Origin of the sequence: Streptomyces mexicanus (assembly GCF_902506575.1) — a bacterium.
In the GTDB taxonomy this organism is placed as follows: Bacteria; Actinomycetota; Actinomycetes; order Streptomycetales; family Streptomycetaceae; genus Streptomyces; species Streptomyces mexicanus.
Genome location: NZ_LR732544.1, coordinates 3,521,411 through 3,541,957 on the forward strand (window position 1 = coordinate 3,521,411; position 20,547 = coordinate 3,541,957).

16 protein-coding genes and 2 pseudogenes are annotated in these 20,547 nt (G+C 72.7%); 9 read left to right on the top strand and 9 right to left on the bottom strand.

Translation table 11 applies throughout. The features are described from left to right. Positions 1-290 precede the first annotated feature (290 nt). Positions 291-1,046 carry an SIS domain-containing protein gene (locus tag GV126_RS15655; protein WP_159666953.1) on the top strand — a complete coding sequence of 252 codons (756 nt, stop codon included), beginning with the start codon at positions 291-293 and terminating at the stop codon, positions 1,044-1,046. A 200-nt stretch (positions 1,047-1,246) separates the two neighbouring features. Further along, on the top strand, positions 1,247-2,713 hold the full coding sequence (locus tag GV126_RS15660; protein WP_159666956.1) for a PAS domain-containing protein: 1,467 nt from the start codon (positions 1,247-1,249) through the stop codon (positions 2,711-2,713). A 291-nt stretch (positions 2,714-3,004) separates the two neighbouring features. On the opposite strand, the gene pdxH is transcribed toward GV126_RS15660, so the two are convergent. Beyond that, on the bottom strand, positions 3,005-3,634 hold the full coding sequence (gene pdxH, locus GV126_RS15665; protein WP_185948365.1) for a pyridoxamine 5'-phosphate oxidase: 630 nt from the start codon (positions 3,632-3,634) through the stop codon (positions 3,005-3,007). A 414-nt stretch (positions 3,635-4,048) separates the two neighbouring features. On the opposite strand from pdxH, the gene GV126_RS15670 reads away from it, so the two are divergent. Next, a complete protein-coding gene (locus tag GV126_RS15670; RefSeq protein ID WP_159666959.1) occupies positions 4,049-5,149 on the top strand; it encodes a citrate synthase 2 in 1,101 nt (366 codons plus the stop codon). A 50-nt stretch (positions 5,150-5,199) separates the two neighbouring features. On the opposite strand, the pseudogene GV126_RS15675 reads toward GV126_RS15670, so the two are convergent. Continuing rightward, positions 5,200-5,427, bottom strand: a pseudogene (locus GV126_RS15675) (TetR/AcrR family transcriptional regulator); the annotation flags it as partial. Positions 5,428-5,539: 112 nt separating this feature from the next. After that, positions 5,540-8,530: an FAD-binding and (Fe-S)-binding domain-containing protein gene (locus GV126_RS15680; RefSeq protein ID WP_159666962.1), complete on the bottom strand. Its 2,991-nt coding sequence runs from the start codon at positions 8,528-8,530 to the stop codon at positions 5,540-5,542. Between the two features lie 368 nt (positions 8,531-8,898). Here GV126_RS15680 and serC point away from each other — a divergent pair, with 368 nt between their 5' ends. Next, on the top strand, positions 8,899-10,017 hold the full coding sequence (gene serC, locus GV126_RS15685) for a phosphoserine transaminase (protein WP_159666965.1): 1,119 nt from the start codon (positions 8,899-8,901) through the stop codon (positions 10,015-10,017). Positions 10,018-10,271: 254 nt separating this feature from the next. Here serC and GV126_RS15690 read toward each other — a convergent pair whose 3' ends face one another. Beyond that, positions 10,272-11,882, bottom strand: coding sequence for a cellulase family glycosylhydrolase (locus GV126_RS15690; protein WP_159666968.1), 1,611 nt, complete (start codon positions 11,880-11,882; stop codon positions 10,272-10,274). Between the two features lie 95 nt (positions 11,883-11,977). Beyond that, entirely contained in the window at positions 11,978-12,964 is a 987-nt protein-coding gene (locus GV126_RS15695) for a WD40 repeat domain-containing protein (RefSeq protein WP_159666971.1), read from the bottom strand. Between the two features lie 152 nt (positions 12,965-13,116). On the opposite strand from GV126_RS15695, the gene GV126_RS15700 reads away from it, so the two are divergent. From GV126_RS15700 to GV126_RS15710, 3 genes and pseudogenes are all read left to right on the top strand, one after another. Then, positions 13,117-13,806, top strand: a complete 690-nt coding sequence (locus GV126_RS15700; protein ID WP_159666974.1) for a GDSL-type esterase/lipase family protein — start codon at positions 13,117-13,119, stop codon at positions 13,804-13,806. Positions 13,807-13,890: 84 nt separating this feature from the next. Continuing rightward, positions 13,891-14,025: pseudogene (locus GV126_RS15705) on the top strand (Uma2 family endonuclease); the annotation flags it as partial. Positions 14,026-14,075: 50 nt separating this feature from the next. After that, on the top strand, positions 14,076-15,068 hold the full coding sequence (locus GV126_RS15710) for an aldo/keto reductase (protein WP_159666977.1): 993 nt from the start codon (positions 14,076-14,078) through the stop codon (positions 15,066-15,068). 348 nt (positions 15,069-15,416) lie between these two features. Here the strand turns inward: GV126_RS15710 and thpR are convergent, their stop codons facing one another. From thpR to GV126_RS15725, 3 genes are all read right to left on the bottom strand, one after another. Further along, positions 15,417-15,995 (bottom strand): RNA 2',3'-cyclic phosphodiesterase, encoded by a 579-nt coding sequence (gene thpR, locus GV126_RS15715; protein WP_159666980.1) that lies wholly within the window; start codon positions 15,993-15,995, stop codon positions 15,417-15,419. A gap of 168 nt (positions 15,996-16,163) precedes the next feature. Next, the gene (locus GV126_RS15720; protein WP_159666983.1) at positions 16,164-17,525 is read right to left on the bottom strand and encodes an MFS transporter; all 1,362 of its coding nucleotides are present in this window, start codon (positions 17,523-17,525) and stop codon (positions 16,164-16,166) included. 27 nt (positions 17,526-17,552) lie between these two features. Further along, positions 17,553-17,990 carry a MarR family winged helix-turn-helix transcriptional regulator gene (locus tag GV126_RS15725; RefSeq protein ID WP_028421557.1) on the bottom strand — a complete coding sequence of 146 codons (438 nt, stop codon included), beginning with the start codon at positions 17,988-17,990 and terminating at the stop codon, positions 17,553-17,555. 167 nt (positions 17,991-18,157) lie between these two features. On the opposite strand from GV126_RS15725, the gene GV126_RS15730 reads away from it, so the two are divergent. Continuing rightward, the gene (locus tag GV126_RS15730; RefSeq protein ID WP_028421556.1) at positions 18,158-18,340 is read left to right on the top strand and encodes a hypothetical protein; all 183 of its coding nucleotides are present in this window, start codon (positions 18,158-18,160) and stop codon (positions 18,338-18,340) included. A gap of 46 nt (positions 18,341-18,386) precedes the next feature. On the opposite strand, the gene GV126_RS15735 is transcribed toward GV126_RS15730, so the two are convergent. Then, positions 18,387-19,838: an NCS2 family permease gene (locus tag GV126_RS15735; protein ID WP_159666987.1), complete on the bottom strand. Its 1,452-nt coding sequence runs from the start codon at positions 19,836-19,838 to the stop codon at positions 18,387-18,389. A gap of 408 nt (positions 19,839-20,246) precedes the next feature. On the opposite strand from GV126_RS15735, the gene GV126_RS15740 reads away from it, so the two are divergent. Beyond that, positions 20,247-20,540, top strand: coding sequence for a DUF2530 domain-containing protein (locus tag GV126_RS15740; RefSeq protein WP_159666990.1), 294 nt, complete (start codon positions 20,247-20,249; stop codon positions 20,538-20,540). Positions 20,541-20,547 lie beyond the last annotated feature (7 nt).

The window sequence follows — 20,547 nt, forward strand, 5'->3', positions numbered from 1 at the left end:
TTGGTTGTTATTAGTCCGGAGCTCCTCGACAGCTACAATTTGACGAGCGTAGGAAGAGTCAGATGTGGATAAGAGAAAGGTATGTATTTTGTATTTGAGGATTGGGGCCGCCCGCCCGCTCAGACGACTAGGGCGCCGGCGGCAGCGTAGATTGTTTAAAGAAGCAGATAGTAGGGCGGTCCGCCGGTCGCGGCCCGCCGTATTGACAGCCCTGTGGTCCAGACCTCACCGTGATCCGCGGCACACAGGGATCGACGACGCGCCCCACCAGCACCCCGAAGGGACCCCGCATGAGCGACCGCACGCTGGCCGGCCAGTACCTCGACGCGGCCATCGGGCTGCTCCAGCGGGTCCGAGACGAGGAGGCCGAGGCGATCACGGCGGCCGGCACGCTGCTCGCGGACACCGTGGCCGCCGGCGGCCGCCTGTTCGCCTTCGGTGCCGGGCACTCCTCGCTCGCCGCCCAGGACGTCGTCTACCGCGCCGGCGGTCTCGCCCTGATGAACCTCCTGGCCGTGCCCGGTGCCGTCGGCGTGGACGTCGTGCCCGCCACCCTCGGCTCCGCGCTGGAGCGCGTCGACGGGCTGGCCGGCGCGGTCCTGGACAGCTCGCCGCTGCGCTCCGGCGACGTCCTGGTCGTCGTCTCGCTCTCCGGCCGGAACGCCCTGCCCGTCGAGATGGCCCTCGGCGCCCGCGCCCGGGGCGTGAAGGTGATCGGCGTGACCTCGGTCGCGTACGCCACCGAGACCACCTCCCGGCACGCCTCGGGCACCTTCCTGAAGGACCACTGCGACCTCGTCGTCGACTCCAAGATCGCCGTCGGGGACGCGGAACTGACCCTCGACACCGTCCCCGCGCCCTTCGCCCCCGCCTCCACGGTCGTCACCGCGGCCCTGCTCCAGGCCGTCCTGGCCACCGCCGCGGGCGCCCTCGCCGACCGCGGCATCGAGCCGCCCCTGCTGCGCTCCGGCAACGTCGACGGCGGCCACGAGTGGAACGCCCGCGTCTTCGACCGGTACGCGGACCGCATCTTCTACCGGTACTGACGTTCTTCCGCCGACACCGGCGCGCCGCCACCGGGGCACCGGCGACCGACCGGCGCAGGACCCCCCGCGGGAATTTCGCGGGACGGTCAGGTGTCCAATCTTCGGGAACTCGATGTGTGCTGCGTCACGTTCAAGTTGAATGATGACCAGTGAGTGAACCGACGCGCCGTACGTGCGGACGCAGCCTGCAGGGGGTTCAGGTGAGTGCTTCCCGGCGTAGTGGGGCCACGGACGAGATCGGGCCGGAAGGGCCCGAGCCGGATCGGGGTGGCCCGCAGGGGCAGGGCGGCCCGGGCGGGCAGGACGCCTCCGGCCCGGTGGACGGTGCCGGCTCCGATCTGCTCGCCGCCCTGCTGGACGGCATGGACGCCGCCCTGTGCGCCTTCGACGCGCACGGCGACGTCACCCATTGGAACCGCGAGGCCGAGCGCATCCTGGGCTGGAGCGCCGCCGAGGCGGTCGGACGGCACGGCTTCGCCGGGTGGGCCGTGCGCAGCGCGGACGCCGAGGAGGTCGAGCGGCGGCTGATGTCCGCCATGCACGCCCCCGGCCGGCAGGTGCACGAGTTCGCGCTGGTCACCAAGGACGGCCGCCGCGTCCTGGTGCGCACCCAGTCCGCGGCCGTGCGCGGCCCCGACGGCAGCCCCGCGGGGGTGTACTGCGCCTTCAGCGAGGTGCACGCGCAGATCGACCTGGAGCGGTCCATCGCACTGAGCGAGGCCCTGTTCGAGGACGCCTCCTGGGGTGTCGTCCTCGTGGACGCCGATCTGCGGCCCGCGGTGGTCAACGCGCACGCGGCCCGCGCCTTCGGCACCGGCCGCACGGCCGCGCTCGGCCGCCCGCTGGGCGAGCTGCTCTCCCAGGGTGTGGAGGAACTGGAGAGTGCGCTGGCGCACGTCCTGGCGGAGGGCGCGCCGCCGGCCCCCGCCGAGATCTGGGTGGGGGTGCGCACCCCGGAGGGCGAGCGGCGCCGCTGCTGGCGCAGCGGCTTCGTCCGGCTGTCCTCCCCGCTCGCGGAGGAGCCGGTTCCGCTGGGGGTCGCCTGGCTCTTCGCCGACGTCACCGACGCCAAGCACGCCGAGCAGGAGGCGTCGCTGCTGCGGTTCCGCGCCAACCAGCTGCACCGCGCCGTGCACGTCGCCGCCGAGTGCGAGGACCCGCTGGACGCCGCCACCGCCCACCTCGACTTCGCACTCGCCGGCTTCGCCGACCACGCCCTGATCGACCGCGTGAGCGGCGGTGCCCCGCCGGGCGACGGCGCGGACGACACCCCGGTGCGGCTGATGCGCGTCGCCGCCACCCCGGCGACGGGTTCCGGCCCCAGCGTGCTCACCGGCCGCTCGGGCCTGCCCGTCCGCTACGACGAGGGGCATCCCGCGCTGCAGTGCGTCGAGCGGGCCGGCTCCGTCCGGGCCGACGCCGGCACCGTACCGGCCGAACGCGCCCAGGAGTGGGCCGTGACCCGGCAGTGGCCGCCGGAGACCGTGCACGCCCTGTGCACGCCCCTGCGCAGCCGGGGCCGCACCCTGGGCGTCCTCACCTTCCTGCGCGGCTCCACCCGCGCCCCCTTCGACCGCGGTGACACGGCCCACGCCGAGGACGTGGCGGCGCACGTCGCCGCGGCGCTGGACCTGGCGGAGAGCACCCGGCCGGAAAAAAGAGCTTGATGACCGATCGGCTCTTTCTTAGGGTGGCGGTACACGAGAAGGGAGGTGGTTCGGCAGATGTATGACAACCGGACGCGTGAGGTGGCTGCGGGTTAGCGGCCCGTCACCCCACCCAGTGCGGTGCCGGACCAGCACGTGACAGATGCGTGCAGCCGGCCCAATCCCAAGCAGTCACCCGACCCGCGAGCTGCCGGTACGTCCGGCCGGCTCCTCCGCCGTCAGGCGGAAGGACCCAGCTCGCGGGTCGTCTGCGTTCAGCGGGTGTCCGCCCTCCCCTTGGCCGGGTGGACCTCAGGGGCTCAGGCGCTCCACGCGCCAGCCGCCGTCCGGTTCGGCGACGTAGCGCAGGCGGTCGTGGAGGCGGTTCTCGCGGCCCTGCCAGAACTCCACCGTCCGCGGGGCCACCCGGAAGCCGCCCCAGTGCGGCGGGACGGGGACCTGTTCGCCCTCCGGGTAGCGCTCGGCGAGGGCGGCGTAGGAGGCGTCGAGCTCCGCGCGGCTCGCGATGACCGTCGACTGGGCGCTGGCCCAGGCGCCGAGCTGCGAGCCGTGCGGGCGGGTGCGGAAGTACGCGGCGGTCTCGTCCCGGCCGGTGCGGCGGGCCACGCCCTGGACGATGACCTGGCGGGCCATGGGGTGCCAGGGGAAGAGCAGCGAGACGTAGGGGTTCTCGGCGAGGTCGCGGGCCTTGCGGGAGCCGTAGTTGGTGTAGAAGACGAAGCCCTGCTCGTCGAAGTGCTTGAGCAGCACCGTGCGGGAACTGGGGCGGCCCTCGGCGTCCGCGGTGGAGACCACCATGGCGTTGGCCTCGAACAGGTGCGCCTGGGCGGCGGCCTCGTGGAACCAGCGGGCGAACTGCGCCACCGGAGTGTCGGCCAGGTCCGCCTCGGTCAGGCCCTCCGCGCGGTAGTGCATCCGCATCGCGGCCAGATCGAACGGCGCGGTCTCCTGGGCCTGTGGTGCTTCGGCGGCTCGGATGTCTCGTTGTCCGGCGTCTCGGTCGCTCACGCGGTCATCTTGCCGTATCGGCGGCCGCGCCCGGGCGGCGCGGGTGTCCTTCCTCACTCCGCACTGCGTGGCACTGAGTGTCGTGAACTCTCCCCAAAAGTGGCACTCGGGGTTAAGGTGCTGCTCCCGTCCCGGTCGGGGTGAGCGCCGGCCGCACGGGGCATGACAGGGGTACCGTCCCGGACCGCGAGCCGGCGTACGCGACCGCGGATCCGTACGGGGCGGGGCAGCCCCGCGCAACCCGAGACCGCCGCTTTTCCGACCCTTCGACACTTGGTCGTCGTCACCAGCGCACCATCTGTCGCACCGACCACGAGGAGCCGCCTGATGTCCGATTTCGTACCCGGACTCGAGGGAGTCGTCGCGTTCGAGACGGAGATCGCCGAACCGGACAAGGAGGGCGGCGCCCTCCGGTACCGGGGCGTCGACATCGAGGAGCTGGTGGGTCACGTCTCCTTCGGGAACGTGTGGGGGCTGCTGGTCGACGGCGCCTTCAATCCGGGGCTGCCGCCCGCCGAGCCGTTCCCGATCCCGGTCCACTCGGGTGACATCCGCGTGGACGTGCAGTCGGCGCTGGCGATGCTGGCGCCGGTGTGGGGGCTGAAACCGCTGCTGGACATCGACGCCGAGCAGGCCCGTGAGGACCTGGCACGGGCGGCGGTGATGGCGCTGTCGTACGTGGCGCAGTCGGCGCGCGGGCAGGGGCTGCCGATGGTGCCGCAGCGGGAGATCGACAAGGCGCACTCCATCACCGAGCGGTTCATGATCCGCTGGCGGGGCGAGCCGGACCCCAAGCACGTGGCGGCCGTGGACGCCTACTGGTCGTCGGCCGCGGAACACGGCATGAACGCCTCCACGTTCACCGCCCGCGTCATCGCCTCCACCGGGGCGGACGTGGCGGCGGCCCTGTCGGGCGCGGTGGGCGCGATGTCCGGCCCGCTGCACGGCGGCGCCCCCTCCCGGGTGCTGGGCATGATCGAGGAGATCGAGCGGACCGGGGACGCGGAGGGGTACGTCAAGGCGGCGTTGGACCGCGGCGAGCGCCTGATGGGCTTCGGTCACCGGGTGTACCGGGCGGAGGACCCGCGCGCGCGGGTGCTGCGCCGCACCGCCCGCGAGCTGGGCGCGCCGCGGTTCGAGGTGGCGGAGGCGCTGGAGAAGGCGGCGCTGGAGGAGCTGCACAACCGGCGTCCGGACCGGGTGCTGGCCACGAACGTGGAGTTCTGGGCGGCGATCGTGCTGGACTTCGCCGAGGTGCCGGCGCACATGTTCACGTCGATGTTCACGTGCGCGCGCACGGCGGGCTGGTCGGCGCACATCCTGGAGCAGAAGCGGACCGGCCGCCTGGTGCGTCCCACGGCCCGCTACGTGGGCCCGGGTCCGCGCAGCCCGCAGGAGATCCCGGGGTACGACGACATCGCGCACTGAGCCGTGCGGCCGGGGCCTCGTGCCGTCGTGGGCGCGGGGCCCCGGCCGGTTCAGCGCAGCGCCGTCTCCCGCAGCGCCGCCCACTGGGCGACGACCCGCGCGCGGGGGGGTGGTGTCGTCGGTGAGGAGGTTGGCCAGGCCCAGGCCGCGGTCATGTCGAGGTAGCCCTGGACGGTCTCGCGCACGCCGGGGCGGGTCCCCTCGGCGTCGAGCAGTTCGATCGCGATGCGGTGGGTCTCGCGGCCGACGCGGGCCTCCGGTTCGGTGACGCGGGCGCGCCGCGGCGCGATGCCGGTGCCGCCCACGTCGGAGTTGTGGAGCTGTTTTTTTGTACACCACGGGGCGCGCCAGGAGCTCTCCCGGAAGGGGGTCGCCGGCGGCGTCAGTTGTTTAAAAGGGCCGGCCCCGCCCCCCCCGCCCCCCGCCCCCGCCCGCCGCCCCCCGCGCCCGCCTCGCCGCTCTCGGAGCGGCGTCGCCCGGACCCTCCGCGGCGTCCAGCGCCTCCGCCAGCACCTCCGCCAGGTGCTGTCCCCGTATTCCGGCCAGTTGCTCCAGCTGGGTGCGGCAGGAGAAGCCGTCCGCCAGGACGACCGTGCCGGCCTCGGCCTGCCGCACCGACGGCAGCAGCTGTTCCTCCGCGCAGGCCGTCGAGACCTCCCAGTGGCCCTTCGCGAAGCCGAAGTCGCCGGCCAGACCGCAGCAGCCGCCGGAGAGTTCACCGCTCAGGCCCGCCGCCGCACGCAGCCGGCGGTCCGCCGCATCGCCCAGGACGGCGTGCTGGTGGCAGTGGGTCTGACCGGCGACCGGGCGGTCCAGGCGGGGCGGCCTCCAGTGGGGGGCGTACCGCTCCAGGGCCTGCGCGAAGGTCAGGACGCGGGCGGCCAGCCGGTGGGCGCGCGGGTCGCCGGGCAGCAGCTCGGGAAGATCGGTGCGCAGGGCGGCGGCGCAGCTCGGCTCCAGGACGACCACGGGGGCGGAGGTCGCCAGAACCGGTTCCATCAGGTCGAGTGTGCGGCGCAGCACCGCCCGGGCGTGGTCGAGCTGGCCCGTCGAGACGTACGTCAGACCGCAGCACACCCGCCCCCGGCCGCGCAGCACGGAGACGGGGTCGAGGGTCACCGACCGTCCGTCGCCCACGGGGGGCCGGCGCAGCCGCAGGGTCGGCGGCAGTGCCACCCGCAGCCCGGCCGCCTCCAGCACCCGCACCGCCGACCGCCCCACCGAGGGCGACAGGTGCTCGGTGAAGGTGTCCGGCCACAGCACGACCAGCTCGCCCGGTCCCGGCGACCGCGGCCGCCGCCTGCGCCACCAGCGGGTGAACGGCTCGGTGGCCAGTCGCGGGATCTGCCGTTCGGGAGTGATGCCGGCGAGGTGCTTGGCCGCGGCGGCCAGAGGGCGGATCCCGCTCAGCGCGTTGAGGAGGGGGGCGGTGCGCGTGCGGGCCGCCCAGCGCAGCCACACCGGCAGCCGTCCCATCGTGTAGTGGGCGGCCGGCCGGCGCCGCCCGGCATAGTGGTGGTGCAGGAACTCCGCCTTGTAGGTGGCCATGTCCACCCCGACCGGGCAGTCGGAGCGGCATCCCTTGCAGGCCAGGCACAGATCCAGCGCGTCCTTGACCTCCGGGGAGCGCCAGCCGTCGGTGATCAGTTCGCCGGCGAGCATCTCGTGCAGCAGCCGGGCCCGGCCCCGCGTGGAGTGCTCCTCCTGACCGGTCGCCCGGAACGACGGGCACATCACCGCCGCGCCCTGCGCCTCGGTCGTACGGCACTTGGCGACGCCCACGCAGCGGCGCACCGCCGCGGAGAAGTCGCCGCCGTCGGCCGCGTACCCGAACGCCACCTCGACCGGCTCGCGCGGCAGCACGGAGAAACGCAGGCCGGCGTCCAGCGGGGCGGGCCGCACCAGCATCCCCGGGTTGAGCAGGTCGTCGGGGTCCCAGACGGCCTTGGCCCGCTCGAACAGGGCCACCAGCCCCGGGCCGTACATCCTCGGCAGCAGCTCGGCGCGGGCCTGCCCGTCGCCGTGCTCCCCGGACAGCGAGCCGCCGTGCGCCACCACCAGCTCGGCCAGCTCCTCGGAGAACCGCCGGAATCGGGCGACGCCCGCCTCGGTGAGCAGGTCGAAGTCGATGCGGACGTGGATGCAGCCGTCCCCGAAGTGCCCGTACGGCGTGCCGCGCAGCCCGTGCGCGGCGAGCAGCTCGCGGAAGGCGCGCAGGTACTCCCCCAGCCGGGCGGGCGGCACCGCGCAGTCCTCCCAGCCGGGCCATGCCTCGGAGCCGTCGGGCATGCGGGTCGCCGTCCCGCTGGCGTCCTCCCGGATCCGCCACAGTGCGCGCTGCGCGGCCGGCTCCGTCACCACCAGGGCGTCGACGACGTCGGCGGCGCGCACGATCGCCTCGGCACGCGCGCGTGCCTCCCCCGCCGTGTCCCCTCCGGTCTCCACGAACAGCCAGGCGTCGCCTCGGGGCAGAGCGGCCCCGGCGCCGGGCACCAGATCCCGTGCCATGCCCTCCACCGTCAGCGGCCCCAGCGGCAGCAGCCCGGCCGCCGCCTGCGCGGCCGCGCTCTCGTCGGCGTACCCCAGCACCGCCAGCGCCCGTGCGCGGGGCGCCTCCACCAGGCCCACGACCGCCTCGGTGAGCACCCCGAGCGTGCCCTCGGAACCGCAGAAGGACCGTGCCACGTGTGCGCCCCGCTCCGGCAGCAGGGCGTCCAGCGCGTACCCGGAGATGCGCCGGGGCAGCTGCGGAAAGCCCGTCCGCAGCCGCGCCAGCTCCCCCTCGACCAGCTCCCGCAGCCCGTCCGGCGCCCCGGCCCACCCCGCCCCGAGCCGCAGCCGCCGTCCGCGCGCGGTGAGCACCGACAGCTCGCGCACGCTGTCCGCGGTCGTGCCCCAGGCCACCGAGTGGGAGCCGCAGGAGTTGTTGCCGATCATGCCGCCGAGCGTGCAGCGGCTGTGCGTGGACGGATCGGGCCCGAAGCGCAGCGCGTGCGGCGCGGCGGCCTCCTGCAACCGGTCCAGGACCAGTCCCGGCTGGACGACGGCCGTCCGGGCGACCGGGTCGATCTCCAGCAGCCGGTTCATGTACCGGGTGAAGTCCAGGACCACGCCGGTGCCGGTCGCCTGCCCGGCGATCGACGTGCCGCCGCCGCGCGCCACCACCGGCACGCCCTGCTCCCGGCAGATGCCGAGCACGGCCGCCACGTCGTCGGCGTCCCGCGGCGCGACCACGCCCAGCGGGACGCGCCGGTAGTTGGAGGCGTCCATGGTCACCAGCGCCCGCGCGGTCGCGTCGCACCGCACGTCCCCCCGGACGTGCCGGCGCAACCGGGCCGCGAGGTCACCGGCGAGTCCGGCCCGCGCATGCTGATCGGTCATGGCTCCAGCATGCCCCCGCCCACTGACAACGCGACCACGGAGGGTGACCGGAGGCGGGACAGCGGCCCGGCGACGACGCGGCTCGCCCTCGCGGACCCGCCCCAGCACTCGCGGCCCCGGGCGGCACGTCCCAGCCCTCGCAGCCCCCCGGCTCGCCACACACACCCGCCACGCAGGCCCCAGCCCTCGCAGACCCGCCACGCAGGCCCCAGCACTCGCCGGGGCGCACGGCCGGCGCGCCCACCCGCCGCGAGCCCCTGTGACCTGTGGATCTTCGTATATCCCGACCAGTCCACCGGGCGGCGCGTGTCGTCTCATCGGACGGACACGATTCCGTCCGGTTTCACCGAAGAGATACCCTCCGGCACGTGGCTGAGATCCAGATTCCCTCTGACATCAAGCCCGCGGACGGACGTTTCGGCGCGGGTCCCTCCAAGGTGCGGACGGAGGCGCTGGACGCCCTCGCCGCCACCGGCACGTCCCTCATGGGCACCTCCCACCGCCAGGCCCCCGTCAAGAACCTGGTCGGCAAGGTGCGCGAGGGCATCCGCGAGCTGTTCCAGCTCCCCGACGGCTACGAGGTGATCCTCGGCAACGGCGGCTCCACCGCGTTCTGGGACATCGCGACCCACGGCCTGATCGAGAACAAGTCGCAGCACCTCAGCTTCGGCGAGTTCTCCTCCAAGTTCGCCAAGGCCGCCAAGCTGGCTCCGTGGCTGGCCGAGCCGACGGTCATCACCGCCGACCCGGGCACGCACCCGGAGGCCGAGGCCGAGGCCGGCGTCGACGTGTACGCCTTCACGCACAACGAGACCTCCACCGGCGTGGCCATGCCCATCAAGCGGGTGCCGGGCGCCGACGAGGGCGCGCTGGTCCTGGTGGACGCCACCAGCGGCGCCGGCGGCCTGCCGGTCGACATCGCCGAGACCGACGTCTACTACTTCGCCCCGCAGAAGTCCTTCGCCTCCGACGGCGGCCTGTGGATCGGCGTCTTCTCCCCGGCCGCGATCGAGCGCGCCGAGCGGGTGCACGCCTCCGGCCGGCACGTCCCGGAGTTCTTCTCGCTGCCCACGGCGATCGACAACTCCCGCAAGAACCAGACCTACAACACCCCGGCCCTCGCCACGCTGTTCCTGCTGAACCAGCAGCTGGAGTGGATCAACGGCCAGGGCGGCCTGGACTGGGCCGTGCGCCGCACGGCGACCTCCTCGCGCACGCTGTACGGCTGGGCGGAGGACGTGAAGTTCGCGACCCCGTTCGTGACCGACCCGGCCAAGCGCTCCCAGGTCATCGGCACGATCGACTTCTCCGACGACATCGACGCCGCGGCCGTCGCCAAGGTGCTGCGCGCCAACGGCATCGTCGACACCGAGCCCTACCGCAAGCTCGGCCGCAACCAGCTGCGCGTCGCGATGTTCCCGGCCGTCGACCCGGCGGACATCGAGGCGCTGACCAAGTGCATCGACTACGTCATCGAGAAGCTGTAGCGCCGGCGCTTCGCCCACGACCGTCGAAGGGGCGCCCGGCGATCCGCCGGGCGCCCCTCGCCGTCCATCCGGGGCTTCCGTCCGGGGACTCACCCCGCTCGAGATCCCCCCCGCCGGCCCGAGGTCCCGTCCGGGGACTCCCCCCGCCCGAGGTCTCACCCGCCGGTCCGAGGTCCCGTCCGGGGTCTCGCCCTGTATGAGGTCCCCTGCGAGGCCCCGCCCGGTGTCTCACCGTCCGAGGTCCCGTCCGGTCCTCAGCCCGCGGTGCAGCTCACGCTCGGCGTGCCGCCGCCCCCGGGCGCTCCGCCGAAGCCGAAGGTCACCGAACCGCCCGCCGGGACCGAGCCGTTGTGGGCGGCGTTCACGGCGGTCACCGTGGAACCGGTCTGCGTGTAGGTCGCGTTCCACATGTTCGTGACCTTCTGCGCGCCGCTCCAGGTCCAGGTCACCTTCCAGGACTTAAGGGCGGTCGTGCCCGAATTGGTGCCCGTCCCCTGGGCGTTGAAGCCGCTGCCCCAGTCGTCGCTGCCCTTGTAGGCGGCGGTGCGGGCGGGGGGGGTCCCGCCGCTGCCGCCGTCGCCCCCGCCCCCGCCGCCGTTGTCGCCGCCGGAGGGGAAGCCCGGCGCCTTCACGCTCGCCAGGTAGCCGTCCTTGACGGTGTCCACGGTCTGCCAGTCGTCCTTGAGGATGCCGCCGGTGTCACCGGAGTCCGGGTTCCAGGACCAGAAGGTCCACTGGAAGCTGTCGCCGCCGTACGTCGACGTCGGGCGCAGGTAGTCGACCAGTGCCTTCAGCCACTTCTGGTCGGTCGTCGACTGCAGCGTCGTCCCGAACTCGCCCAGCCACACCGGGGCGATGTTCTGCTTGAAGACGTAGCCCCAGTACTTGTCCCAGACGCCCGGCATGTTGGCGGGGAAGCTCGGGTCGCTGAACCAGCTCTGCTGGGCCACGCTGGTGGCGTAGTCGTGGGCGGAGTACACGACCCGGTCGGCGACGTCGAGGCGCACCGGGTACTGGGCGACGCCCATGAGGTTGCCGCCCCACCAGCCGGAGACGCCGCCGACCGTCTGCACGCCCTCGACGAAGATCAGCAGGTTCGGATTGACGGACAGGACCGCGTCACCGGCCCGTTCGGCGGCCAGCCGCCAGTCCGTGGACTGGTCGCCGCAGCCCCAGCAGGCGGGGTCGTGCGGCTCGTTGTGCAGGTCGATGCCGATGACGGTGTCCTGGCCCTGGTAGCGGGAGGCGAGGGCCTTCAGGTCGGCGATCCAGGTCGACTCGGGCACGGACGCCGTGTACCACAGGGCCGACTGCCCGCCCGAGTCCGGGCGGTGGCGGTCGAGGATGACCTTCAGGCCGTCGTGGCCGGCGTAGGCGACGATCTTGTCCATGATCTGCAGCGGGGTCAGCCCCTGCAGGTCGGCGTTCATGCCGTTGAAGTTGATGCTGTCGGCCGTGGTGCCGGCCTTGAAGATGTCGTCGCTGTAGGGCAGCCGGATGGTGTTGTAGCCCAGCGACTTCATCTGGTCGATCATGGACTTGTAGTCCCGGGACCACAGGCCGTGGACCACGTGGTTGGACGTCTCGAAGCCGAACCAGTTGATCCCGGCGATGCGGACCGGGTTCCCGGCCGCGTCCAGGATCTGCCGCCCGCTGGTGTGCCAGTAGCCGGCGCCCGCGGCGGCGGTGCCGGCCTGCGCGGCCGTGCCCCCGGCGGCCGTGCTCCCGGCGGGCGCGGTGGGCACCGCGGTGGCGGCCCCGGCGGCGTGGGCGGCCGTCGGCAGGGCGAGGCCGAGGCTCGCCCCGAGCGGTATCAGGAGCGCCGCGGCGGTCGTGCACAGCGCTCTTCGCAAACTGCGGAACATGTCGCTGCCGTCCTCTCACAGGCGCGGGTCCGGAACCGGATGGGAGCGCTCCCATCGCCCGCGTTGCCCATGGAACGCGACTTGTCAGTGGTCCGTCAAGAGCGGCGGCGCATCAACCGTCCCAGCCCGAACACCGCCACCGCCGCCACGACCACCGCGACCGCCCCCGTCTTCAGCCCCGCGCCCATGCCGCCCGCGGAGCCGGACGCCTGCCCGCCGCCCCCGTGCGAGGGCGAGGCCGACGCGCTGCCGCCGCCGGGTGCGGGCTCGGCCTGTACGGGGCTGTCGGCGCCCTCGCTGCCGTACAGCAGCTCGGTGCCGTCGGCGCTGTAGGTGACCGACTCCCCCTGCCGCTGGAGCGGAACGTTCAGCCTGGCCCGGCGCTTGATCTTCCCGCCGTTCCAGTCGTAGAGGATCCCGCCGAAGTAGCCGCGCACGGCGAGCCGGGTGCCGTCCGGCGAGAAGGCCGCGTCGGTGGCCCACAGATCGACGGGGGCGATCGGCTTGAAGACGTTCGTGCCGTGGGACGACAGGCGGGCCGGCCCTTCGTAGAGGTGCCCGCCGTCCTCCTTCTTGTCGATGATGTAGACGCGCCCCGTCTTCGGGTGCACCACCAGCGACTCGGCGTTGCGGGCGCCGTCCGCGTACTTCACCACGTACTGCGTGGCCCGGATCGTCTGGTCCTTGAGCTGCCGGGGCTCCGGCAGCCGGTAGATCCACACGTAGGGCCAGCTGCCGTCGAGGTTGTCGCCGATGTCGCCGACGTAGATCTGGTCGTCCGGGCCGATCGAGATCGCCTCCACGTCCCGGGGCCTGCCCACGCCGCTGAACGTGACCCTGGCGACGGTCCGGCCGGTCCTGCCGTCCACGGCGTAGAGGTAGGGGCCGTCGTCGCTGTCGTTGTGGGTCCAGTAGACGCCCGGGTGCAGATGCGAGGCGGCGAGCCCGCTGGACTCCTTGATCCGCGGGTCCTTGATCGTGAAGCCTTGGTCGCCGACGCCGCCGTCGGCGGCGAGGGCGGGCGCGGCGGACAGGCCCCCGGCGAGGAGGACCGTGGCGAGCAGGGCGAGCGGTCGGCGCATGGGGCAAGCCTGCCATCCCGCGGGCGCGGGGCAGACGGCCCGGCGTCCCGCGTCGTGCGGCACGCGCGCGGGGCGGCCCGATGCCACTGCGCTCACGCCCGCGTGGTGGACCTCACGCTCCACGCGCGCGCGTGGTCGTTCATGATGAGCGGATGCTCAGGTTCATGCCCGTCGGTGACTCCATGACGATCGGCAGCGCGGGGGAACACACCTGGCGCTACCGGCTGTGGCAGCACCTGCGCGCCACGTACGGCGGCCCCTTCACGCTGGTCGGCCCCCGCGAGGCGCTGTACGACAAGGCGGCGGACGCGCCGACCTCCTACGCCTACGCCGACGGCGACCCCCGCTTCCCCCGCGCCCACCTCGCCGGCTGGGGCGAGGGCTGGACGCACATGGCCCCGCTGATCGAGGACGCGGTGCGCGGCTGCCGCGCGGACGTGCTGCTGGTGTCGCTGGGCCTGATCGACCTCGGCTTCTACACCAATGCCGAGCAGACCGCGCAGAACGTGCGCGCCTTCGTGGCGGGCGCGCGGGCCGCCAACGCGCGCATACGCATGGTGCTGCTGCCCGTGATACCGAACGTCCGCGCCCGCCTCGACGACTCCTTCGCCGCCCAGGTGGACCTCTTCAACGAGCTGCTGGCCAAGACGGTGGCCGACCTGGACGAGCCCCGCTCCCCTCTGCTGCTGGCGCCCACGCCCGACGGGTACGACATCGACACGGACACCTACGACGGCACGCACCCCAACGAGCGCGGCGAACACGCCATCGCGGGGGCGTTCGCGGCGGCGATGTGGGAGGCATGGGGCATCGGACAGGAGTACGCGACCGGAACAAGATGACCGGATTCCGCCGCGCCCTGGTCACCGTGCGTATCGCTGTACCGCGCGGCTGCACTCGTCCATGAGACAGCCGGGAGGAGCGCCATGATGACCGTCCTCGAAGACAGGATCGAGATGGCCGACGCCGACGCCAACACCAAGCGTCTGGACGAGTGGTTCGAGCGGCTGGAGCGCATGCCCGTCCCCGAGGGATACAGGGTCGAGATCGTCGGGGGCAACCGGCGGCGGCTCTTGCCTGGAGTCCACTCGAAGTCGTTGGCTTGTGGACCATGAAGTACACACAGCTCGGACGCACCGGACTCAAGGTCAGCCGCCTCGTCCTCGGCACGATGAACTTCGGCCCGCAGACCGACGAGGCGGACAGCCACGCGATCATGGACGCGGCGCTCGACGCCGGGATCAACTTCTTCGACACCGCGAACGTCTACGGCTGGGGCGAGAACAAGGGCCGTACCGAGAGCATCATCGGCAACTGGTTCGCCAAGGGCGGCGACCGCCGGGACAAGGTGGTCCTGGCGACCAAGGTGTACGGCAACATGGGCGCGGACGGCCCCGCCTGGCCCAACCACGACAAGCTCTCCGCGCTGAACATCCGCCGGGCCGTCGACGCCAGCCTGAAGCGGCTGCGGACCGACCACATCGACCTCTACCAGTTCCACCACATCGACCGGGACACCCCGTTCGAGGAGATCTGGCAGGCCGTGGACGTCCTGGTCCAGCAGGGCAAGATCCTCTACGTCGGCTCCTCCAACTTCCCCGGCTACAAGATCGCCCAGGCCAACGAGATCGCCGCCCGGCGCGGCGGCACCATCGGCCTGGTGAGCGAGCAGTGCCTGTACAACCTGGCCGAGCGGCGCGCGGAGATGGAGGTCATCCCGGCCGCGCAGGACTACGGTCTCGGGGTCATCCCCTGGTCGCCGCTGCACGGCGGACTGCTCGGCGGGGTGATCAAGAAGGAGGCCGAGGGCGGACGCCGCTCCTCGGGCCGCGCGGCCGACGCCCTGAAGGACCCGGCGGTGCGTGCGCAGGTCCAGTCCTACGAGGACCTGGTCGACAAGCACGGCCTGCAGCCCGGCGAGGTCGCGCTGGCCTGGCTGCTCACCCGGCCCGGGGTCACGGGACCGATCGTCGGCCCGCGCACCGCCGAGCAGCTTCAGTCCGCGCTGCGGGCCGTCGAGCTGGAGCTGGGCGCGGAGCTGCTGGCCGGCCTGGACGACATCTTCCCGGGGCCGGGGCCGTCCCCGGAGGCGTTCGCCTGGTGAGCCGCGGGCCGCTGACCGCTCAGCGGCCGCACACCGCTCACTCGCCGGCCGGTCACCGCTCACTCGCCGGCCGGTCACCGCTCGCTGTCGGCCGGTCACCGATCATCCGGCGACCACCGACGGTGACCGGCCGCCGCGACCGACCGCCGCTCGCGGCCGTTCGCGGTCACTGACGGTTACCCGTAGTCACCGGCCGTCGCGCGCGGCCCGGCAAGGTCACCGGCCGTCGCGCGCGGCCGTGCCCGGCATCACCTGCCGAGCGCGGCCGCCACCGCGACGACAGCCAACATCAGCACAAGCGCACCGGCCATGATCCGGTTCCGGGTTTTCGGGTCCACGTCATCGAGACTAACCGGACCCTCCCAGTGGCCAGCGGCCGACCGGTTCGTAACGGGGCTGCTCACCGGGCACGCCGGACCTCGGCAGCCGGCTGCGGATCAGGACCAGCTCCTCCACCGTCCAGGAACGGCTGGCGAACCCCTGCAGCGCCCGCACCCAGGGTCGTACGTCCACCGCGCGCCGACCGCCGCCGCGCGCCACCGTCAGATGCGCCTTGTACGGGCGGTGCTCGCCCATGGGCACGCCCGCCTTGCGCGCCGCCGCCTCCGCGCGGTCGGCCAGCAGCCCCAGGGTGCGCAGGTCGCCGTCCGCCCCGGTCCACAGCGCGCTGCCCCGCCCGAACTGCCCGCCGCCGCTCAGCGCGAGCGGGAAGGCGGGCGTACGGCCGGCCGCACGGGCCAGCCGGGCCGACAGCTCGGGGACGGCCTCCTCGTCCACCTCGCCGTAGAAGGCGAGCGTGAAGTGCCAGCCGGGCCGTCCGGTCCAGCGCAGCCCGTCCGCGCCGGGCAGCCGTTTCAGCTCGGCCACTTCACGGGCGAGCCGGTCGGCGACGTCGTCCGGGGGCAGGACCGCCGCGAAGAGTCTCATGGGGCCAGTGTCCCCAGGGCGGGTCCTGGGGGCCACTGTCCTCGGGGCAGGCCGGGATCGCACCCAGGCCACCCTGGCGTGCCCGCCTGGCCACCTGGGGCCGCACGCCCCCGGCCGACCGCGCACGCCCCCGGCCGACCGTGCCCGCCCCCGGACGGTCTCACGGCCTCACGCCGCCGGTGCCAGCTCCTCCCGGGACTCGCGCGGCACGAACCGCACCTGCGGGTGTCCCCGGTGCCAGCCCACCGACAGCCGCAGTCCGCCCACGCGGCCCAGCACCAGTCCGATGGTGACGGCCGCGGCGAGCGAGATCACGCCGCCGAAGGCGAAGCCGATCCGGGCGCCCCAGGTGTCGGTGACCCAGCCGACCAGCGGCGCGCCCAGCGGCGTACCGCCCATGAAGACCATCATGAACAGGGACATCACCCGGCCGCGCATGGCGGGGTCGGTGGCCATCTGCACCGCGGTGTTCGCGGTGACGTTGACCGTGAGCCCGAAGACCCCGATCGGCGCCATCAGCAGGGCGAACAGCCAGTACTGCGGGGCCAGCGCGGCGACGATCTCCAGCGCGCCGAAGGCGGCGGCGGCCGCGATCAGCACGCGCAGCCGGGCGGTGCCGCGGCGGGCGGCGAGGAGGGCGCCGACCAGGGAGCCGACCGCCATCACCGTGTTGAAGAGGCTGTAGGCGCCGGCGCCGGCGCGGAAGACGTCGTCGGCGTAGGCCGACAGCCACACCGGGAAGTTGAAGCCGAAGGTGCCGATGAAACCGACCAGCACGATGGGCCAGATCAGGTCGGGGCGGCCGGCGACGTAGCGAAGGCCCTCGCGGAGCTGGCCCTTGCCGCGCGGGGTGCGCTCGACGACGTGCAGCTCGCGGGCGCGCATCAGCAGCAGGCCGGTGATGGGCGCGGCGAAGGACAGGCCGTTGGCGAGGAAGGCCCAGCCGGTGCCCGCTCCGGTGATCATGACCCCGGCGACGGCCGGGCCGATCAGCCGGGCGGACTGGAAGTTGGCCGAGTTCAGGCTGACCGCGTTCTGCAGCTGCTCGGGGCCGACCATCTCCGAGACGAAGGACTGGCGGGCCGGGTTGTCGACCACGGTGGCCAGGCCCATGGCGAAGGCGGCGACGTAGACGTGCCAGACCTGGACGTGGCCGGTGAGGGTGAGGGCGGCGAGCGCGAGACCCGTCAGGGCCATCGCGGACTGCGTGCACAGCAGCGTCGGCCGCTTGGGCAGCCGGTCGACGAGGACGCCGCCGTACAGGCCGAACAGCAGCATCGGCAGGAACTGCAGGGCGGTGGTGATGCCGACCGCGGCGGAGGAGCCGGTCAGGCTGAGCACCAGCCAGTCCTGCGCGATGCGCTGCATCCAGGTGCCGGTGTTGGAGACGACCTGGCCCATGAAGAACAGGCGGTAGTTCCTGACCTTCAGGGAGCTGAACATCGAGGACTTGCGGGGGGAGTCGGTGGCGGTCTGGGAGTCGTGGGTGGTCGGTGCGGGGGCGGAGTCTGCTCCGGATCCCGTACTCAAAAGGGTTCGCCTCCTCGCTGGGTGTGCTTACAGATGGGCGAGCTTCTCCAGCACGGGGGCGGCCGCGCGCAGCTTCGCCCACTCGTCCTCGTCGAGGCCGTCGATCAGGCCGGCCAGGAAGGCGTTCCGCTTGCGGCGGCTCTCCTCGAGCATGGTCTCGGCCTGCTCGGTCTGAGTGACGACCTTCTGGCGCCGGTCCTCGGGATGCGGCTCCAGGCGGACCAGTCCCTTGGCTTCGAGCAGCGCCACGATGCGGGTCATCGACGGCGGCTGCACGTGCTCCTTGCGGGCCAGCTCGCCCGGCGTGGCGCTGCCGCAGTTGGCCAGGGTGCCCAGCACCGACATCTCGGTGGGGCTCAGCGACTCGTCCACCCGCTGGTGCTTGAGGCGGCGGGAGAGCCGCATCAGGGCGGAGCGCAAGGAGTTCACGGCGGCTGCGTCGTCGCCATGGGTTAGGTCCGGCATGTTCTTTAGGGTAACTCATTACCCTGCCTAAGGACCACCGGAGACACACCCGTAGGCCAGTGACCCTGGCCACTGCGCCGTCCGTGTCACGCGGATGTCACCCGAATGGGTGATATCCGTGGGGAAGGCGGCACCTCCCGCCGAGGCGTGCGGCGACCCTCGTCTGCATGGGGACCAGCGTGCTCAGCCTGCGCATGGACCACGAGCTGCTCGAACGGCTCCGCGACCATGCCGCGAAAAGAGGAATGAGCGTCCAGGACTATGTCGTCCGGACGCTCATGCGCAGTGACTTCGACGAGCGGTTCCAGGCCGCCGTCGAGGAGACGGAGCGGTTCTACGGAGTCCCGTGAGGTGACCCCGCAGAACCGCCCCGGAACGGATCCTTCGGCGACCGGATCAGGTCAGACCCAGGGCCGGCATCAGGTAGTAGAAGGCGAAGACCGCCGAGACCACGTACATCGCCGCCGGGATCTCGCGGGCGCGGCCGGTGGCCAGGCGCAGCACCACGAAGGTGATGAAGCCCATGCCGATGCCGTTGGTGATGGAGTACGTGAACGGCATCATCAGCATCGTCACGAAGGCCGGAACGGCGATGGTGAAGTCGGACCAGTCGATCTCCCGGATCGAGCCGGCCAGGATCAGGAAGCCGACCGCGAGCAGGGCCGGGGTGGCCGCCTGGGACGGGACCATCGTGGCGACGGGCGTGAGGAAGAGGGCGGCGGCGAACAGCAGGCCGGTGACGATGTTCGCGAAGCCGGTCCGCGCGCCCTCGCCGACACCGGCCGTGGACTCCACGAAGCAGGTGGTGCCGGAGGAGGAGGTCGCACCGCCGGCCGCGACGGCGATGCCGTCGACGAAGAGGACCTTGTTGATACCGGGCATCTGGCCCTCGGCGTTGGTCAGCTTGGCCTCGTCGCCGATGCCCATGATCGTGCCCATGGCGTCGAAGAACGACGACAGCAGCACCGTGAAGACGAACAGGACGCCGTTCAGCACGCCGACCTTGTGGAATCCGCCGAACAGGCTGACCTGGCCGACCAGGCCGAAGTCCGGGGAGGAGACGGGGTTGCCGGGCCACTTCGGGGTGGTCAGGCCCCACGACGGCACGTGGGCGACCGCGTTGATGATCACGGCCACGACGGTCATGGCGACGATCGAGATCAGGATCGCGCCGGGCACCTTGCGCACCAGGAGGGCGAGCGTGAGCAGCACGCCCAGCACGAACACCAGGACCGGCCAGCCGTTGAGGTGACCGTCGGCGCCCAGCTGGAGCGGGACGGTGGTGTGGGCGGCGTCCGGGATGCGGGAGACGAAGCCGGAGTCGACGAGACCGATCAGCATGATGAACAGGCCGATGCCGATGGCGATGCCCTTGCGCAGGCCGAACGGCACGGCGGCCATCACGCGCTCGCGCAGACCGCTGGCGACCAGCAGCATCACGACGAAGCCGGCCAGCACGACCATGCCCATGGCGTCCGGCCAGGACATGCGCGGGGCGAGCTGCAGCGCGACGACGGTGTTGACGCCGAGACCGGCGGCGAGGGCGATCGGCACGTTGCCGATGACGCCCATGAGCAGCGTGGTGAACGCGGCGGTCAGGGCGGTCGCGGTGACGAGCTGGCCGTTGTCCAGCTGATGCCCGTACATGTCCTTCGCGCTGCCGAGGATGATCGGGTTCAGCACGATGATGTAGGCCATCGCGAAGAAGGTGGCGAAGCCGCCGCGGATCTCGCGGGACAGGGAGCTGCCCCGCTCGGAGATCTTGAAGTAGCGGTCGAGAGCGCCGTACCGGGGCGGTACCCCCGGCTTCTCGGGGGCGGGGACCTTGGCGGTGGCCGAGGTGGACATGCGGATGACCTCAAGGATGCGGGAGGTACGGAAGTACCGGGCCTGGGATGGGATCAAACGTGATCGAGTCTCGCCGCCTTCGGTCACCAACAGGTCTCCCCCATGGTGCTGTTGGTGATTCATACGAAGATAAGCGGCCAGACTCGGACGGTTTCAGTATGAACATATGAACCCCGAAAAGGCTAATCCGGACGCGTGAGCGACGTGGCGGGCGGGCGGAGCGTGCGGCTGACGGGCCGGGCTGGGCACAGAGCACCGGCCGGTGGGGCAGAGAGCGATGGCCTCGGGGCAGAGAGCACCGGCCTCGGGGCAGAGAGCCACCGGTCGGGCGGGGCGGAGAGCAGGGGCCGGCGGGGCGGAGAGCACGGGCCGGGCGGCCCCCTCACCCCCGGGCCGTAAGCTGAGCCCATGGCGAAGTGGACCCCCAAGCACGAGGCGCCGGAGCCCCTGGAGGGCCCCGTGGTCGCCACCATCACCGGCGGCACGATCGTCTGGTTCGTCCTCTTCCTGGCCCAGCTCCCCTTCTACGGCTGGTTCGCCGACCACGGCCACACCTGGTGGCTGTGGACCTGCCTGACGGGCGCCGCGCTCGGCCTGGTCGGCATCTGGTACGTCCGCAAGCGCGACGCGGCGATCAAGCGCGCGGCAGGCCGGCCCGACCGGACCCCGACGACGGACAGCCGCCCGGCATCAGCGGAGTGACCCACCC

Coding starts and splice junctions, on each gene's coding strand:
- GV126_RS15700 (WP_159666974.1), top strand. CDS start 13,117: ATGCTCAGGTTCATGCCCGTCGGTGACTCCATGACGATCGGCAGCGCG.
- GV126_RS15735 (WP_159666987.1), bottom strand. CDS start 19,838: ATGTCCACCTCGGCCACCGCCAAGGTCCCCGCCCCCGAGAAGCCGGGG.
- GV126_RS15725 (WP_028421557.1), bottom strand. CDS start 17,990: ATGCCGGACCTAACCCATGGCGACGACGCAGCCGCCGTGAACTCCTTG.
- thpR (WP_159666980.1), bottom strand. CDS start 15,995: ATGAGACTCTTCGCGGCGGTCCTGCCCCCGGACGACGTCGCCGACCGG.
- GV126_RS15740 (WP_159666990.1), top strand. CDS start 20,247: ATGGCGAAGTGGACCCCCAAGCACGAGGCGCCGGAGCCCCTGGAGGGC.
- pdxH (WP_185948365.1), bottom strand. CDS start 3,634: ATGCGGATGCACTACCGCGCGGAGGGCCTGACCGAGGCGGACCTGGCC.
- GV126_RS15730 (WP_028421556.1), top strand. CDS start 18,158: ATGGGGACCAGCGTGCTCAGCCTGCGCATGGACCACGAGCTGCTCGAA.
- GV126_RS15670 (WP_159666959.1), top strand. CDS start 4,049: ATGTCCGATTTCGTACCCGGACTCGAGGGAGTCGTCGCGTTCGAGACG.
- GV126_RS15695 (WP_159666971.1), bottom strand. CDS start 12,964: ATGCGCCGACCGCTCGCCCTGCTCGCCACGGTCCTCCTCGCCGGGGGC.
- GV126_RS15710 (WP_159666977.1), top strand. CDS start 14,076: ATGAAGTACACACAGCTCGGACGCACCGGACTCAAGGTCAGCCGCCTC.
- GV126_RS15655 (WP_159666953.1), top strand. CDS start 291: ATGAGCGACCGCACGCTGGCCGGCCAGTACCTCGACGCGGCCATCGGG.
- GV126_RS15690 (WP_159666968.1), bottom strand. CDS start 11,882: ATGTTCCGCAGTTTGCGAAGAGCGCTGTGCACGACCGCCGCGGCGCTC.
- GV126_RS15680 (WP_159666962.1), bottom strand. CDS start 8,530: ATGACCGATCAGCATGCGCGGGCCGGACTCGCCGGTGACCTCGCGGCC.